The sequence below is a fragment of the Kribbella steppae genome (assembly GCF_004342025.1).
Taxonomy (GTDB): domain Bacteria; phylum Actinomycetota; class Actinomycetes; order Propionibacteriales; family Kribbellaceae; genus Kribbella; species Kribbella steppae.
Genome location: NZ_SLWN01000030.1, coordinates 1 through 14,600 on the forward strand (window position 1 = coordinate 1; position 14,600 = coordinate 14,600).

The 14,600-nt window shown below is 66.6% G+C and carries 15 protein-coding genes and 1 pseudogene; 10 read left to right on the forward strand and 6 right to left on the reverse strand.

Annotated elements, in window-relative coordinates; all coding sequences use genetic code 11:
- Nucleotides 1-122: 122 nt before the first annotated feature.
- Nucleotides 123-806, forward strand: coding sequence for a hypothetical protein (locus tag EV652_RS43490; RefSeq protein WP_132217173.1), 684 nt, complete (start codon nucleotides 123-125; stop codon nucleotides 804-806).
- A gap of 91 nt (nucleotides 807-897) precedes the next feature.
- On the opposite strand, the gene EV652_RS43495 is transcribed toward EV652_RS43490, so the two are convergent.
- Together EV652_RS43495 and EV652_RS43500 are read right to left on the reverse strand one after the other, a co-directional pair.
- The gene (locus tag EV652_RS43495) at nucleotides 898-1,710 is read right to left on the reverse strand and encodes a YncE family protein (protein WP_132217175.1); all 813 of its coding nucleotides are present in this window, start codon (nucleotides 1,708-1,710) and stop codon (nucleotides 898-900) included.
- Entirely contained in the window at nucleotides 1,707-1,889 is a 183-nt protein-coding gene (locus EV652_RS43500) for a YncE family protein (RefSeq protein WP_132217177.1), read from the reverse strand. Before EV652_RS43500 ends, EV652_RS43495 begins: the two co-directional genes overlap by 4 nt.
- A gap of 521 nt (nucleotides 1,890-2,410) precedes the next feature.
- Between EV652_RS43500 and EV652_RS43505 the strand changes: the two genes are divergently transcribed.
- From EV652_RS43505 to EV652_RS43510, 3 genes are all read left to right on the forward strand, one after another.
- Nucleotides 2,411-3,160, forward strand: coding sequence for a TIGR04086 family membrane protein (locus EV652_RS43505; RefSeq protein WP_132217179.1), 750 nt, complete (start codon nucleotides 2,411-2,413; stop codon nucleotides 3,158-3,160).
- Nucleotides 3,161-3,297: 137 nt separating this feature from the next.
- Nucleotides 3,298-3,714, forward strand: coding sequence for a cupin domain-containing protein (locus EV652_RS46340; RefSeq protein ID WP_369410071.1), 417 nt, complete (start codon nucleotides 3,298-3,300; stop codon nucleotides 3,712-3,714).
- A gap of 140 nt (nucleotides 3,715-3,854) precedes the next feature.
- Complete coding sequence (locus tag EV652_RS43510) at nucleotides 3,855-4,145, forward strand: hypothetical protein (protein WP_132217181.1); 291 nt, start codon at nucleotides 3,855-3,857, stop codon at nucleotides 4,143-4,145.
- Nucleotides 4,146-4,165: 20 nt separating this feature from the next.
- Here the strand turns inward: EV652_RS43510 and EV652_RS43515 are convergent, their stop codons facing one another.
- Entirely contained in the window at nucleotides 4,166-4,603 is a 438-nt protein-coding gene (locus EV652_RS43515) for a TIGR03618 family F420-dependent PPOX class oxidoreductase (RefSeq protein WP_132217183.1), read from the reverse strand.
- Between the two features lie 344 nt (nucleotides 4,604-4,947).
- Here EV652_RS43515 and EV652_RS44975 point away from each other — a divergent pair, with 344 nt between their 5' ends.
- Nucleotides 4,948-5,628: an OsmC family protein gene (locus EV652_RS44975; RefSeq protein ID WP_199238734.1), complete on the forward strand. Its 681-nt coding sequence runs from the start codon at nucleotides 4,948-4,950 to the stop codon at nucleotides 5,626-5,628.
- Here EV652_RS44975 and EV652_RS46345 read toward each other — a convergent pair.
- Nucleotides 5,544-5,849 carry a hypothetical protein gene (locus EV652_RS46345; protein ID WP_158441578.1) on the reverse strand — a complete coding sequence of 102 codons (306 nt, stop codon included), beginning with the start codon at nucleotides 5,847-5,849 and terminating at the stop codon, nucleotides 5,544-5,546. The two genes, EV652_RS44975 and EV652_RS46345, sit on opposite strands and share 85 nt — an antisense overlap.
- A 198-nt stretch (nucleotides 5,850-6,047) precedes the next feature.
- On the opposite strand from EV652_RS46345, the pseudogene EV652_RS46350 reads away from it, so the two are divergent.
- From EV652_RS46350 to EV652_RS43540, 4 genes and pseudogenes are all read left to right on the forward strand, one after another.
- Nucleotides 6,048-6,149 (forward strand): annotated as a pseudogene (locus tag EV652_RS46350) (hypothetical protein); the annotation flags it as partial.
- A gap of 131 nt (nucleotides 6,150-6,280) precedes the next feature.
- Complete coding sequence (locus EV652_RS43530) at nucleotides 6,281-6,889, forward strand: AfsR/SARP family transcriptional regulator (RefSeq protein ID WP_132217185.1); 609 nt, start codon at nucleotides 6,281-6,283, stop codon at nucleotides 6,887-6,889.
- A 77-nt stretch (nucleotides 6,890-6,966) separates the two neighbouring features.
- Complete coding sequence (locus tag EV652_RS43535; protein WP_132217187.1) at nucleotides 6,967-8,673, forward strand: ATP-binding protein; 1,707 nt, start codon at nucleotides 6,967-6,969, stop codon at nucleotides 8,671-8,673.
- Nucleotides 8,674-8,792: 119 nt separating this feature from the next.
- On the forward strand, nucleotides 8,793-10,073 hold the full coding sequence (locus EV652_RS43540; protein WP_132217189.1) for an AfsR/SARP family transcriptional regulator: 1,281 nt from the start codon (nucleotides 8,793-8,795) through the stop codon (nucleotides 10,071-10,073).
- Nucleotides 10,074-11,127: 1,054 nt separating this feature from the next.
- Here the strand turns inward: EV652_RS43540 and EV652_RS43545 are convergent.
- Together EV652_RS43545 and EV652_RS43550 are read right to left on the reverse strand one after the other, a co-directional pair.
- Nucleotides 11,128-11,943 carry an alpha/beta fold hydrolase gene (locus EV652_RS43545; protein WP_132217191.1) on the reverse strand — a complete coding sequence of 272 codons (816 nt, stop codon included), beginning with the start codon at nucleotides 11,941-11,943 and terminating at the stop codon, nucleotides 11,128-11,130.
- Nucleotides 11,944-12,455: 512 nt separating this feature from the next.
- On the reverse strand, nucleotides 12,456-13,208 hold the full coding sequence (locus EV652_RS43550; RefSeq protein WP_199238735.1) for an IclR family transcriptional regulator: 753 nt from the start codon (nucleotides 13,206-13,208) through the stop codon (nucleotides 12,456-12,458).
- Between the two features lie 242 nt (nucleotides 13,209-13,450).
- On the opposite strand from EV652_RS43550, the gene solA reads away from it, so the two are divergent.
- A complete protein-coding gene (gene solA / locus EV652_RS43555) occupies nucleotides 13,451-14,584 on the forward strand; it encodes an N-methyl-L-tryptophan oxidase (RefSeq protein ID WP_199238736.1) in 1,134 nt (377 codons plus the stop codon).
- Nucleotides 14,585-14,600 lie beyond the last annotated feature (16 nt).

A 14,600-nucleotide genomic window follows, 5' to 3' on the forward strand; every position in this document is an offset into this window, starting at 1 on the left:
TCCTTGGACGCCGCCGTCCTCGCCGCCCGGATCGAGTCGACCTTCAGCCTGCTGGCCTCGTCGTAGTCTGACCCCGACCGGCCCCTCGTCCGGCCCATGGGTCCGAGGTGCACGTCGTAACCATGAACCGTGGTGGGAACGGCGGCCCTCTGGGGTCGTTCAACGGAAGCAACGTGTGCAGCTGGGCCGAGCATGCCTACCGGCACAATCCCGGCCGGGAGGGTTACCCGGCGTTGACCCCGGCCGCGATCGGTGCGGCCCGCCTGCTGGAGTGCCGCTCCGCCATCGGGGCTATGGCCACCGTCACCCCAACGGCCGGGTACACGGCCGGCGCCCTGTATCACCACGAGGGCGGGCTGCTGGATGCGTTTGGAACCAGCCCGACCGGGGTGGACGAGGTCAAGGCCATCATCGCCGGTTTCGCCGCCAGCCACCCGAACTCGTTCCACCACACGATGTCCTATACCGACGACCACCCAGACCACGCTGCCTGCGGTGAGGGCCTGAGGCATCTGAAGCTCGAGAATCCGAGCCTGGTGAACTCGCGGTTCTTCGTGTCTCGGCTGTACTGGGGTCCGACTCCGCCGCGACCGGCCGATGTGGCCGCGGCGCCTGGACTCGCGTGGTTCAAGGCCGGTCCCCGTAAGGCCGAATTCGACTCAGTGCTGCGGAACCGGGTGGTGAAGGCCTTCAGTGCATGGAGCCCGGCGGCCGGGTCGTACGCGATCGGATATCACCAGGTGGCCGGCCAGTTCAGCAACAACTTCGGGCCCTCGGCATCGATCGACAATCTCTGGCACGCCTGAGGTCTCGGAGGCGGCAACGAACCATGCCACTGCATGTCACGCCGTGGTAGAGCATGTGGTCGCCGGCGGGCGACTTGGCCAGGCCCCGGACCTACTTGGGCAGCTTGGCGTGATGCGCGGACCAGAAGCCGCCGTTCCCACTGGCGAGCTGCTGGTGCGGCGGGATGGTGTAGATCCGGATCCGGTTGTCCAGGAAGTCGGAGATCGCCAAGACGCCGCCGTCCTCACTGACGTCGAGGCCGGTGGTCTGGTTGCCGGCCACGATCGCGTCCAGCGGGCGCCCGGTCATGGCGTCCAGTACGACCACCGAGCCCCATTCGGGGCCTGGGATGTAGTAGCTCTTCGGATTGTTCCGCCCACGGCAGGACACGAACAGCACACTGCCGTCCGGACTGAGGTCGATGGTGTTGGGATGATCGTCGACGATTGCCAGTCGCCGCGCCTTGCCGGACGCCAGGTCCACGACGTATACCGAGGCGGTGCCCATGTCGCTGGCGTAAAGCTGTCGTCCGTCGCCGACCAGGTGCCGCATGGCACCACCCGTGCGGAGCAGAATTTTCTGCTTCCCGCTGCGAAGGTCGATGCTCGCGAGCTCCCCGTTTTCGTAGCCCGCCACGTAGAGGGTCCGGCCGTGTGGCGCCGGGTAGAGACCGCGGGGGGTGTGCACGGTGGGGATGACTTTGCGAACCCGCCACGACGGTAGGTCGATCACCGAGATGTCATGGCTGGTCCAGTTCGCCGCATACAACGTGCGTTCGTCCGGCGACAGCGCCAGCACCTTCGTCCATACACCTTTGACATCCACGCTGCGCCGTACTCTGCGCGAGGCGACGCCCAGCTGCCATACAGTGCCGGTCTCCATCTGCGACGCATATGCGGTCTTGCCGTCACGGGTGAAGATCACCTCGACTGCGCCGCCGTGAGGCCGAGCCGGATGCCGGCCAGCTTGGCGCCGGATACGGCGTTGTGGACGGCAACGCCATCGCCACCGAGCAACGTCACCCAGAGCTCCTTGCCGTCAGGGGTGAAGGCCACCTGCTTGGGAGCCCGCCCGGTGGCGTAGCGGTTGACGGACCGGACCACCTGGCCGGCCGGGTCCTTGAACCGCGTATTGGGCGGAATCCTTCGAGTCGTTGGCGGTTGCGTGGCGCTCGGTGCCGTCGTACCGGCCGATGCCGGCGGTGCGGAGGTCGGGACCCTGCTCGCGGGAACGGTGGACCCTGGCGCCGACGATGGGCCCGAGGCAGTATCTGAGCACCCCGCCGCGGTCAGCGCCGCGGCTGAGAGAAGCAGCGCGGAGATCCCGCGTAGCCTGCACATTCAGTCAGCGTAGACGCGGTTGGCAATGGCTGGTGAGCGCGACACGTGGGGCCACGTCACGTACGCAGCATGCACGCGACGCCGACGCAGCGTGGGATGGCTGATCAGCCCCTGCCTGTCAAGTTGGCTGGAAGCTTTGGGTGATCGTTCGGATCGTCTGGCCAGGATAATTCGGACTGGTTCGTTCCGGGTACCGGCGAAGGTGCAGCGGAAGCGCCGCGTTACGCGGCTGAATCGGCTGACAGCACACCGTCGGGGACGGGCGGTCTTGTCAGGGAGTGACCATGATGCGTCGGCGAGGCGCGGTCCACGGGGACAGAGAGTCCGAAGTCATCGAAGTCGGACTGGATGAGTTGTTGCGGACCGGCTACGAGGGCGCGGAGGACGATCCTGACGAAGGCCAGTCCGGCCGTAACCAGGCCGGCGACCCGGGCACCGATGATGACGCTGCTGATCCGGGCACCTTTGACGAGTGGCGGGCGGAGCAGCCTGACCGGGCGGGCGCGTCCTTCGGTGCCGCATTCTTCGGCTGGCTGGTCGCCAGCGGCACCGCCATACTCCTGCTGGCGTTGGTCAGTGTTGTTGGCGCCCTGATCGGCTGGGAGAAACTTGCCGACTGGTCAGAGAGTGACGCCACTGGCTGGCTACATGTCGGCGCTTGGATCGTCCTCGTTCTGTCGATGGGAATCGGTGGGTTCTCAGGCGGCTATGCCGCCGGACGGATGGTGCCATCGCATGGCGAACGGCAAGGTGTGGGCGTGTGGTTCTTCAGCTGGGGCGCCGCCGGCCTCATCGTCGGGCTGGGCTACGTGGCGGACCGTAAATACGACCTTGCGGCGAGGATCGACTGGCCATCCTTGCCAATTGCCGAGGCCGATCGTACGGCGGCGGCTTTGGTCGCACTCGTCGCGATTTTGCTCGTCACGTTGGTGGGGGCGGTGTTGGGCGGCGCCGCAGGGAACTCCTGTTACGAGCGGTTGAGTCAGCTCGACAGGCATGACGAGCCGATGACCGACCATCGGGAGACCGAGTAGCCCGGACCCGGCGGGGCAACCGCAACCTGTAGCGAGTGCGTGACGGTATGACGGCAGGTCAGCTGGGGGTCAGCTCCGCGCTGATCGTCGCGGTACTGCCGACCTGGGCAGCCGGCCCGGTGCCCCGGCTTCGGCAGATGCTAACGGCGCTCGCAGCGGGCAGGGTGATGGGTGAGCACAAGAGTCGTGGCGATGCTTCGCTGCTCTGCCTGCAGGGTCGCGCCGTGGTCCATGCCGGTGACGCGAATGTCGAGCTGGGGCCGGGTGACCTGGTCGCGGTGCCGCCGCAGCGTCATGACGTCGAAGCCCTGGATTCATCTGTCCTGCGGCTCACAGTCGCATTGCACTGGCCCAGGTCGGTCTTCGTGATGGCGGGACTCGTCGCGGGCGGCGCCGACCGAACTGAGGGCCTGCCTGCTGTACGAGGTGCATCGGCACAGCGAGAACGAGGATTCATCTGCAGCCAGCTGAGTCGGTGGTTGCCAACGACAACTACTAGCTGCTTCTCGGATGAAACAATTGTTTCAGTGTCCGAGGAGGGACACGCACCTTAACCACACGCATAGAGCTCAACGCGTGAGTCCTGCTGCAAGTGCCGGGATCCAGCATGTCCCGGCTCCACCGGTGGACCCCCGGCATGCCTTGCTCTGGGCGAACGGCGTCGCGATCGGGCGCGCTGGGATTCGCTGCGGCGATGACGGCAGGGATCTTGCTCGTGTTCGGCGTCTTCGGATTGGCGCTGGCATCGGTGGCCGGGACGATCCAGCAGCGCCTGCCGTGGTTCACCGTGATCCTCGGCCTCATACTGGCCGCGTTGGGCTGCTGGTTGCTGGCCGGCCGTAACGTGCCGGGTCTGCGGATCGCGACTGGCCGCGGACCCGCACTGACGCGATCCGGCGCCGGATGGCTCGGCCCGGGATGCGATCTCGAACAGCCCGAGATCGTGGTCGTTCGTGGATCCGTCCGACTGCACCTGATGATTTGACGGCAGTCGGTTCGCGGGGCTTAGCTGCTGTAGATCCGATCTGGCGTTACCAGCACTGCGGCACGTCGCTGCTCCGCCATCACCCGGTCGTACTCGTCCCAGTCGTCGTGCTGACCGCCGGCGGCGAGAAAGATGTCCCGCAAGAGTTGCGGTAGTCGGTCCGCTGCGAGCCATGGCTGTGGGTCGTCGAGTCCGACGATTTCCGCCCGTCCTTCGACCGTGGCCCAGTGCCACCCCTTGCGGAAGGTCGCGGACACCTGCGGCCGGGCCCTGAGGTTCATGAGCTTGACGCGCCCATAGGTCACGAAGGCGAGCACCTGCTCACCGGTGGCGGGATGTGGCAGGACCCCGGCGTTCACGACTGAAGCCTGGATAGTGGCATCAGCTCTGAGGGTGGAAACCACTGCGAGCCCGCTCTCTTCGCGGGCCAGCGACGCGGCCTCGGTCAACGTCGTCATTCGTCCTCCTCGGCTGCCCGGCTCGAACAGCCGGATCAATTGCGGCCGGCCATCCTTGTCCGCCCAAGGCAATCAAAGAGTCACCGGAACATTGTTCGACGGTACGGCGTGACTTCGAGAACGTGACCTTCGAGGACGACGTACAGCCGGGCAGCGGAGGCGACGCTACTTCTACCTCCGCTTCCGGGGAGGAGCACGAGAAGGGCTCTGGTTTGTGTCCGCCGCTGTGCTCCTGTCGGTCACAGCAATTGGCTGACGACGGTCGCCGTGCCGCCTCAGCGCCACGACGTCGCCGACACCGGCCATCTGTGTGCGCCACCGCGAGAGACCGCTTCGACATCGAGATGCGTGGTCACGTGGTCACCGTCGATCAGCCGCAGGACGCCGGCGGCCAGGACTACGGCCCGACGCCTACCGAGCTGTTCGTGGCAAGCGTGGCGTCGTGCGTCGAGTTCTACGCACGCCGCTACCTCGCACGCCATCACATCGACCCCACCGGCCTGTCCGTCCGGGCGTCGTACCACCTCGCGGCCAAGCCACCACGGGTCGACCAGATCGAAATCAGCATCGACGTTCCGACCGACCTACCCGCCACTCGCCGCGACGCTCTGCTCGCGGTCGCCAACCACTGCACCGTGCACAACTCACTGACCACACCGCCCAGGGTCGAAATCACCTTGGCGGACCGGAACTCCTTCGCGACGTTGAACGCGTCTGCGGTGGTGGGCCTGCCTTCACTAAAGGTGTGGCCGTGGTGTCTCCAGAAGTTGGCCAACGCCCGCTCGATCAGCAACGCCTACCGGACGTTGTGGACCATCCCCAGCCGGTCGAGGTCATCGAAGTGCACCGGCAGCAGGTCCACGTGCCGGTACTCGATCGTCGGTGCGGTTGCGACGGCTGCGGTCACGACGGAACCTCCGGAAGCTGGGCGGATCATGCATCAGGTGGACCAGGTAGTCGAGTGCTCGCCTCGCAGTGCGAGGACGACGTCGGCGACGTCACGCACCGACTCCTCCACGCGGTAGACGTGGCAGATCGAGCGGGCTAGCTCGCTGGCCATGAACCGCTCCATCGACGCGGCGGAGTCCCAAACGTAGACGCCGCCGTACTCACCGCTCTGGAAGCGGAGATAGTACTTCTGCCGTAGCCCGGGGATGGCAAGGTACTCGGGCGCACGGACCTGGAAGAGCTCTGTGATGCGCTCGTCCGGCAGCGCCGACCGGAAGCGGACGATCTGGATGACCATGGTTTCCTCCCTGGTGGTTGCGACATCAGCCTGACCGCCGCTCCTGGACCCGGCCTGGAGTCCCGCTGGATCAGCCGGCGGCCGTACGCTTCGAATGTGGAGTACGAACTGCTCGGCCACCTGCGAGTGCTCGACAAGAACGGCGCCGAAGTACAGCTGTCGGCACCCAAGTTGCGGACCTTGCTCGCTCTGTTGCTGGTGAACCGTGGTCGTCCCGTCAGCGTTGACCGGATCGCTGACATTCTGTGGGGCGAGGTACCGCCCCACTCCGCTCCCAACCTGGTACAGGGCTACATACGGGACCTGCGCCAGCGTCTCGGCGCCCAGGAGGTCACGACGGTGCCGGGAGGATACCGGCTCGACGTCGGGCGGGGGTCTGTTGATGCGGAGCGCTTCGAGGATCTGGTCCACGCCCGTAGGTATGAGAGGCGCTGGCGCTCTGGCACGGAGCGGCCCTTGAGGAGTGGGCCGACCAGCCCTGGGCGCGGGCAAACGCAGCGCGACTGGAGGAGATGCGCCTTTCGGTCGTGGAGGCCCGCTTGGCCCAGGAGATCGACGCGGGTCTGGCATCCGCGGCGCTTGCTGAGCTCGCGGCGCTCGTCGAAGGCTACCCCTTACGCGAGCGGTTGCGCGTCCTATTGGTTAAGGCTCTCTACGCCGTCGGCCGGCAAGCTGACGCGCTCGCGGCGTATACGCGAGCTCGCCGTTATCTCGCTGACGAGGTAGGGCTGGAACCGGGACCCGAGTTGCGTGCGATGGAAGCCGCCGTACTGGCGCAGGACTCCTCCCTGTCGACCGCGCCGACCCGCTTCGCGGCGGCTCCACCGGTGCCGGTGACCCCGCTGGTCGGCCGCGACAGCGACCTTGCCACGCTGCGGACAGCACTGACGATGGCTCGACTCGTGACGTTGTCCGGACCGGGCGGGGTTGGCAAACCAGACTCGCGGTCGAGGTCGCGGCTGCGCCACCCGCACACTACGGGGCGGTGTGGTTTGTGGAGCTCGCCCCTGTCCTGGCCAGCGGTGTCGCCACGAGTGTGACTCGGGCACTCCAGTTGGCCGAATCCCCCGGGCATGAGATCGATCTCATGTGCGACTACCTGTCCCGGCGACGAAGCTTGCTTATCCTCGATACCTGCGAACACGTCATCGAGGCGGTAGCGGTGCTGGCGACCCGCCTGCTGTCACGCTGTCCGGACCTGCGGATCCTCGCGACCACCCGCCAGCCGATGCGGGCTCCGGGGGAACGGATCGTTCAACTGAGCGGGCTCGACGAGGCCGCGGGCGCTGAATTGTTCACATCACGTGCCTGGGCGGCTAACCCCGCGGCCGAGCTCGACACCGACGGTGTACGGGCCATCGTCACCAAGCTGGAGGGTGTTCCGCTGGCGCTCGAGTTGGCTGCGGCCAGGATCGCCTCACTATCGCTACAGCAGCTCATCACGAGCCTGGGCCAGCCGCTCGATGCGCTCGCGGGCGACGCGCTCGCGGGTGACCCGAGGCATCGCACAATGCGGGTCGTCATCGGCTGGAGCTACGACCTACTTGACCCACCAGATCGTGAAGCGTTCGCCGCTCTGTCGGTGTTCGCCGGATCCTTCGACCGTGAGGCCGCCAACGCAGTTGTGGAAGACGACGCGTCGGACGCGGTCGACCACCTGCTCGGGCGGTCGCTGCTCACGAGGGATATCGACCTGGTCGGCCAGGCTCGCTACCGCTTCCTCGATCCGGTGCGACACTTCGCCCGAGAAGCGGCGACACCGACAATGCGCGAGAGCGCCCGTCGGCGACACCTCGAGTACCACGCGCGTCTCGCGGCACGAATCAACGGCCGCATCCAGACAGCGGAGGCGACGGCGTGGGCTGCAGTCGCTCGCGCCTGCGCCGAAGATCTGCGAAGGACCGCCACGACCGCTATCTCCGAACACTCGGCATCCGCGGGTCACCTCGTTGCGTACATGTACTGGCCTTGGTTCCTTGACGGCCAACTCTCAGAGCTCCGATCGTGGGCGAGTGCCGTCCTCGGCGCCGAGACTGATCCTCATATCCGAGCCCGCCTGCTGCGGATTCTCGCTTCAACGGCTCTCGCCCAGGGAGATGCGGCCATAGCCGTTGACTATGCGCGCCGGCAGCTCGACGCCGCGACAGCCCTGCAGGACCTGGAGCTTGTGGCTCTGGCCCAGAACCTGCTTGGGATGGCGGCCTGGGCACGGGGCGACTATCCCGCCGCTAGTGAGCACCACCTCGCGGCGATCGGCAACGCACGCGACTGCGGCCGGCCGTGGGCACTTGCCCTCGTCACGGCGCTGGCCGGGCGGACCGCACACGCGAGCGGAGACCGGGAGGCTGGCGAGGGGTTGCTTCGGGATGCTGAAGCCCTTGCGGAGGAGATCGGTGAACCGATGGTGTTGGGAAGCGCCCTGGATTACCGAGCGCACGCGGAGTTCGCGTTGGGTCGCACCATGGATGCGGCCGCCTTGGCGGCGCGGAGCCTCGCGGCGTACCAGAGCATCGGCTATCAGGAGGGGCTCGCCTCGGCCGGCACGTTGGCGGCTCAACTCGCTGTCTTGGCTGGCAATCACGAACGGGCAGAGACGCTGCTGGATCAGGCGCTCGACGTGTCCCGGCGCCTGCGACATCTCGGCGGTACGGCGTCCGTCCTGGAGGCGATGGCCGTGCTCGACCACGACCGAGGCGATCACCAACGAGCCGGCCTACACCTTGACGAAGCCCGCGCCCTCAGGCGGCAGACCGGAACCGTCCCCTCTCCGACTCTGCGCGATCAACTCAGCCGTGTTGAGCGGTCACTCGCCCTCGAACGATGAACGCGGTCCTGCATCGATGCGTTTGTCCCTGAGGTTCCCGACTCCTCCTTCGGTCAATTCGTACTCGTTCGATCGGACCACCGCGTGATCGACGCTAGCCACCCGCTCGTCGGGCAGGCATGAGCGGCGGTATCCTCGACGCCTGCGCCGCCAGTCGGGCACGCTTGACCCATGCCCACACCAACCGGCGCTGTTGCCGCAACCCAGACAGCTGGCAGGCGCCCCGCGCCTCGGGCAATCTCCGCTCGGCGCTATGGCGGCTCAATGGCGTGGGCATCTCGCTGCTGAATGCCGACGAGTACACGCTCGCGATACGGGATCAGATCGCGATCGACATAGATGCGGTCGACGCATGGGCGGCCCGGCTTATCAGCGGACACCCGGTACCGGCGGACCTCGTGGTGATGCCGTGTGGCGTCGACGCTGTAGAACTCCTGCCGGGGTGGTACGACGAGTGGGCGCTCATCGAGCGTGAACGCGTTCGGCAACGACTTCTGCACGGCCTTGAGGCTCTGAGTAGGCACCTGATCGTCGAGGGCCGCTGCGCCGAAGCGGTCGAGGCCGCGAGCTATACGGGTTACGCGATCTATGGCCGTTGGCATAAGGTCGAGGAGTTGCTCGACCCAGATGACGTTGCCGCCGGGCACGTCGTACGGTTCCGGAGGTCGCCGCAGGCGAAGATCGTGCGGTCACGCGAGCCGGCACATCCAGCGATCGTTTCGGTGGACACCTTCACCGCCGCGCAGCTCGAGCAGCGTCGGCGTCGTAGGGGTGGCGAGCGAGGCTGGTCCTCCATGGGGCGGACGCGTCAGGAGAAGAAGCGGGTGTACACGCTGCGCAGCCGCATCAAGTGCAGCATCTGCGAGCGGAAGATGGAGGGCGCGGCTCGGCGGCAGGTCGTGATCAATTACCGGTGCAACGCGCGAACGCTCGTGCCGGGTTCCGCTACCGCGCTTGCTCACCCGCCTCAGATCTACCTTCGTGAGGATCTGGTGACACCGGCAATCAATCGGTGGATCGGCCAGCTCTTCGATCCGCTGAACCGTGACGCGACGATCACCGCGCTGGTCGCCGCCGACGAAACCTCCGAGAGGCACCTTGGTCGGGCGCGAGAGTTACAGGGCCGTGTCGCCGCAGCCGAGGCTGCGATGCAGCGGTTGCGTCGGGCACTTGACGCAGGATGGGATCCGGCCGAGCTGCGGGAGCAGGACAACCTGGCAGTGGGGGAGAAGCGTGCGGCGGAAGCGGCTCTTGCGGCGGCTCCACGGGACGAAGACCTGAGCCGACATGAGATCGAGACAACCGTCGACGGCCTCGCCGATATCGGGCGAGCCCTGGACCGGGCCGAAGCTGCAGATCTCGCAGACCTGTACGCCGCGCTGCCATTGTCGCTGACGTAACACCACGCCGAGCAGATTGTCGACGTGGAGGTCGAGCCGTTGGCCGACCGTGTGGTTAGGTACCGTGTCCGAGGAGGAACACGCACCTTAACCACACGCTTCGAGCTGAACTCTCACGAGGTACGTCGGACGCCGTGACCGTCACCTCGAGCCAGAGACGGTCGCGGCAACCGGGAGCAGTCCGTCGACGGCTTATGGGAGCAGCAGAGGGTCTCCGAGGCCGACGCCGGGTAGGCCTCCGCCGTTGCGGCCGGCAGCTGAGTCGGCGCCTGCTTGGATCGGGTCGGAGGGTGAGGTCGGAGGCAGTGATGAGGCGGGTGGCGGTGATGAAAGAGGCTCGGTGCCGACGGGGGTAGCCGGAGTGACTGATGCGTCGGGCTTATCGGAGGTACCGTCTTGACTGCTGTCGCGATCCGTCGACTGGCTTTGGGCAACAGCCTGAACGATCGCGCACGAGGACCGCGCCGACAAGCGCCCAAACGTACGGCCGAGCACGGTGCTCTTTGTCGGTCAGGGCGCTGGTGGCGAGACCTGCGATCCACATGCCGTCAGTGTGCGCCAACGATGACGTTCGACGCTGTGGTTTGGGGTCACGGTTGACTGGTTTGTCGGCGTACGCCGTGCGCTTCACGGATCTGGTCATGCGGGATGGCGAGGTGGGTCCTGCTGACCGGGCCGAACGGGTACGGGAATAGCACGCTCAGTCGGGTCATCTCTGCGGTACGGCGTACGCCGACGAACTCGCTGCTCGGCTCAGGCCGGCGCTGGACCGCTCGATGGCAACGGTGCCGTGGTCAACTGCGGGCGACTGGCATCATGCAAGCCTCGGACCGCGGCGGGGCATCCGGGGAATACGCAGTCCCTGACACATCGAGTTGTCCGCGGACCAGATCGTGCCGTTGAACAAGGACTTGGTCGAATCCTCCTCCGCACTCGAAGCGGCCTCAGGTGATGACGGCGGTGATCAGGAGGAGTGCGACGTTGAGCGCCGTCTTGCGCAGTTCGGGGCGACGGATGCGGTCACGAAGCTGCGGATAGCGATTGGGGGCGGGCTCTATTGGGGTGGCTGATCGCGGTGTCGCTGGAGGAACTCGATGATGGCTTGGGCTGCGGATTCGGGCTCTTGTTCGGCGGGGTAGTGGCCGGATCGTTGCAGGATGAGGCCGGTGACGTCTGTCGAGAGCATGCGGAGGCCGTCCGCGACGGCGGAGCCCATCGCGTAGCGTCCTCCGATCGCGAGCACGGGCGTGTGGATCGGATTCTCTCGGAGTCGTTGAACGTCGGCGATGTCATCGGCTCGGGATCGGTAGTAGCCGAGCCCGGCCTCCAGAGCATCGTCCGTCGTGTAGGCGTCGATGTAGGAGCGGACTGCATCCGGGTCCAGCCCTGGCGGGCCGGCGCTCTGCCGGAGGAAGGTCCCGTAGTAGGCGTCTTCCCGTCCCGGGACGAGCTGCTCGGCGAGGCCGGGCGCACGGTTGAACGGTCCATGCCAGGACGGGTAGTGCTCAGCGCCTGGTGCGGGGATGTCGATGTCGATCCCGGGGAGGATCTCTTCTTCGATCACGACTGCGTTCACCGCCTGGGGCATTGCGGCGGCCAGGAGTAGCGCGACCGTGCCACCCCAGTCATGGCCTACCAGCGAGAAACGCGTGAGCCCGCGTTCGCTGAGATCGTCGCCGAGGCAGTTGGCAAGGTCGCTCTTCCTGAAACTAGGTGCGGTCTCCACCGGTTTACCGAGCCCTGGCAGGGCGACCGAAATCGGCGCGAAACCGCTGCGACGCAGGAGTGGAAGCAGGCCCTGCCAGTGCATCTCGGTGACCGGCCACCCGTGAAGGAGCACGACAGGCCAACCGTTCGACGAAGCAGTCATCGTCCCATCATCCTCACCACATCGCCGGACTCAACGGCGCCGCCGGGTACGGCCCAGTTGCCGTTGTCGGAGCGGCGAATGATGCGGATGTATCCGTGATCGTTTTCGAGACCACATTCATCGACGGGACCGTGCTGTTACCGGCGGGCGCGTTGGGGTCGTCGTAGTCGTCGATTCGTCCTGGCATCGCTCTGGACCTGGTGTCGCGCCATCTTCCTCCAAAAACACAACAGGTGGCACAAGAGTGCCGCCTGCCTGGAGTGGAACGATGGCTCAGTGTCCGAGGGGAGCACGCACCCTAACCACACGGCTGCGGCTGGAGGCGTGCTAGCCCTACCTTCAGCAACGGGTGCCGGCTGGCCGGCAGCTGGGTTGGGCGATGGCGGGGCGGACGTGTAGGGGTGCGGACGGCGATGGTGGGCCACAGTGTCGCCGAACGGCGGGCTGCCCGCCGGGTCAGATTATTGCCTCAAGCAACATCGTGATGGTTAGGTGGTCTCGGCAGTGATGATCTACGCGCCCAGGCGGCGGGCGGTGACCTCGGCGGCCGTGTCGGTGACGAGGCGGCCGAGTTGGGGCTCCTTGGCCGGGTCGTAGCGGGAGTCGGGCATCGAGATGGCCACAGCGGCCAGGGGGGTGCCGTCGGTGTCCAGGATGGGGGCGGCGATGGCGCACACGTCCGGGCGGTACTGGTTGCGGTTCACGGAGTACCCGTTGGTCCGCACCCGCTTGAGTTCTGTGCGCAGCTCGGACGGATCTGTCAGCGTCGACTCGCTGTAGCTGTCCAGCCCTCGGTCGATGAGCTCGTCGACATCGGCTGCGGGCAGGTGGGCGAGGACGGCCCGTCCCGTCGCTGTGGCGTGCAGCGGCGAGGTGTCGCCGATCTCGTGATACGTCCGTACGGCGTGGTCGCAGTCGACCCGGTCGACCACGACCATGCACTGAAGGGCGTCCGGCACCGACAGGTGGATGGTCTCGTTCACCTTGTCCCGGAGCCGGATCATCGGCTCCCGTGCGGCCGCGAACAGACTCGAACCCTGCAGGGCGGCGGGTCGCACGGCGAGCACGCGCACGCCGATCTCCCAGCGGGTGGTGTCTTTGCGGTTGGCCCGCAGCCAGCCGGCCTCGCTGAGGGTGATCAGGGTGCGCTGAACGGTGGATTTGGGCAGCCCGAAGAGTTTGGTCAGTTCGCCGACCGTCACCGGTTGGTGCTGAGCGACCGCCTCGAGGATCCGCAGCGACCGGGTCACGCTCTTCATTTCCATCAGATTTCCCCTGTTACGTCAGAAGTTTTCTTTTGCGAACGCCCTTGACTCGCTCCCGAGCCCCTGCAATGGTTGTGCCAGATTCCAGCACACCGTACCACAATGTGGCATGGAAGACGCAAGACCCACCGCCAACATCCCTCAGCGGTGCGAGTCCAGCGAGTCGTCATCACGCGACCCGCCCCCGAACGAGGCATCCCCGCCGGAGTCCGTCGTACGTCCGGCGCGACGAGAGGAAAACCGTGTCTGCGAAGAAGCGCGTCGCCGTCGTCGGCGTCGGAACGATGGGCAGCCAGGCCGCCTGGCGGCTCGCGGCCCGTGGAGCCGAGGTCGTCGGGTACGACCGTTTCGCCCCCGGGCATGACCGCAGTGCCGCCGGCGGGGAGAGCAGAATTTTCCGCAGCGCTCACTTCGAGGACTCGCGCTATGTTCCGCTGCTGCGGCACGCGGATGCCTTGTGGGACAGGCTCCAGGAGGAGAGTGATCGTGAGCTCCGCAGGCTGACAGGCTGCCTGCTGATGGGGCCGACGGAGCACCAGCAGATGCGGACCGTCCTGGACTCCATCGCCGAGCACGGGCTCGATCATGAGGTTCTCGCCGCGGAACAGTTGGCACGGCGCTTCCCCCAGTTCCGGATCGAGGACGGCGACGCGGCGGTGCTCGACCGTCACGCCGGATTCATCCGGCCTGAGCTGACCGTCCAGTCGGCGGCGCTGCGGGCCGAACAACTCGGCGCGCGGATCGAGCGCTACACGCCGGTTCGCGAGATCGTCCCGTTCGGAGACGGCGTCGCGATCCACACGGACGAGGGTAGCGAGCGCTTCGACGCGGCTGTGGTCACGGTTGGCCCGTGGATCAACGACCTGCTGCCCGATCTGCCATGGGAAGTGGACATCCGCCGGGTGATCAGCGCCTGGTACGTACCCACCACCGATGCGTGGCACGGTAAGGAGCGGCCGGCGTTCATCCGGACCGCACCCACGCACTGCTATGGCCTTCCATCGCCGGACGGCGTCTCGGTCAAGCTCGGCCTGTCCAGCGCATTGCACCAGCCGGTGGGTGATCCCAATCAGCTGAAACGCACCGTCGACCCCGCAGAGCTGGACATCTTCACCGACCTCCTCGGGCGCTATCTCCCCGACCTGCACCCAGACCCGATTCGCCTGTCGGTCTTCATGGAGGGCTACACCGACAGCAGCCGTCCACTTGTCGGTCCGCTGCAGGGCGACGACAACGTCGTACTGCTCGCCGGATTCTCCGGTCACGGCTTCAAGCTCTCCCCAGCCATGGGTGACATCGCCGCCGACCTCGCCCTGACCGGCACGACCCCACAACCGATCGACTTCATCTGCACGGTCAACCGCGCCGCGGCCTGAAACCAACGAGGACGAC

Excerpts from the sequence above, each read along its gene's own strand:
- EV652_RS43490 (WP_132217173.1), top strand. The coding sequence starts at position 123 with ATGAACCGTGGTGGGAACGGCGGCCCTCTGGGGTCGTTCAACGGAAGC.
- EV652_RS43505 (WP_132217179.1), top strand. The coding sequence starts at position 2,411 with ATGATGCGTCGGCGAGGCGCGGTCCACGGGGACAGAGAGTCCGAAGTC.
- EV652_RS46340 (WP_369410071.1), top strand. The coding sequence starts at position 3,298 with ATGCTAACGGCGCTCGCAGCGGGCAGGGTGATGGGTGAGCACAAGAGT.
- EV652_RS43510 (WP_132217181.1), top strand. The coding sequence starts at position 3,855 with ATGACGGCAGGGATCTTGCTCGTGTTCGGCGTCTTCGGATTGGCGCTG.
- EV652_RS43515 (WP_132217183.1), bottom strand. The coding sequence starts at position 4,603 with ATGACGACGTTGACCGAGGCCGCGTCGCTGGCCCGCGAAGAGAGCGGG.
- EV652_RS44975 (WP_199238734.1), top strand. The coding sequence starts at position 4,948 with ATGCGTGGTCACGTGGTCACCGTCGATCAGCCGCAGGACGCCGGCGGC.
- EV652_RS46345 (WP_158441578.1), bottom strand. The coding sequence starts at position 5,849 with ATGGTCATCCAGATCGTCCGCTTCCGGTCGGCGCTGCCGGACGAGCGC.
- EV652_RS43540 (WP_132217189.1), top strand. The coding sequence starts at position 8,793 with ATGAGCGGCGGTATCCTCGACGCCTGCGCCGCCAGTCGGGCACGCTTG.
- EV652_RS43545 (WP_132217191.1), bottom strand. The coding sequence starts at position 11,943 with ATGACTGCTTCGTCGAACGGTTGGCCTGTCGTGCTCCTTCACGGGTGG.
- EV652_RS43550 (WP_199238735.1), bottom strand. The coding sequence starts at position 13,208 with ATGGAAATGAAGAGCGTGACCCGGTCGCTGCGGATCCTCGAGGCGGTC.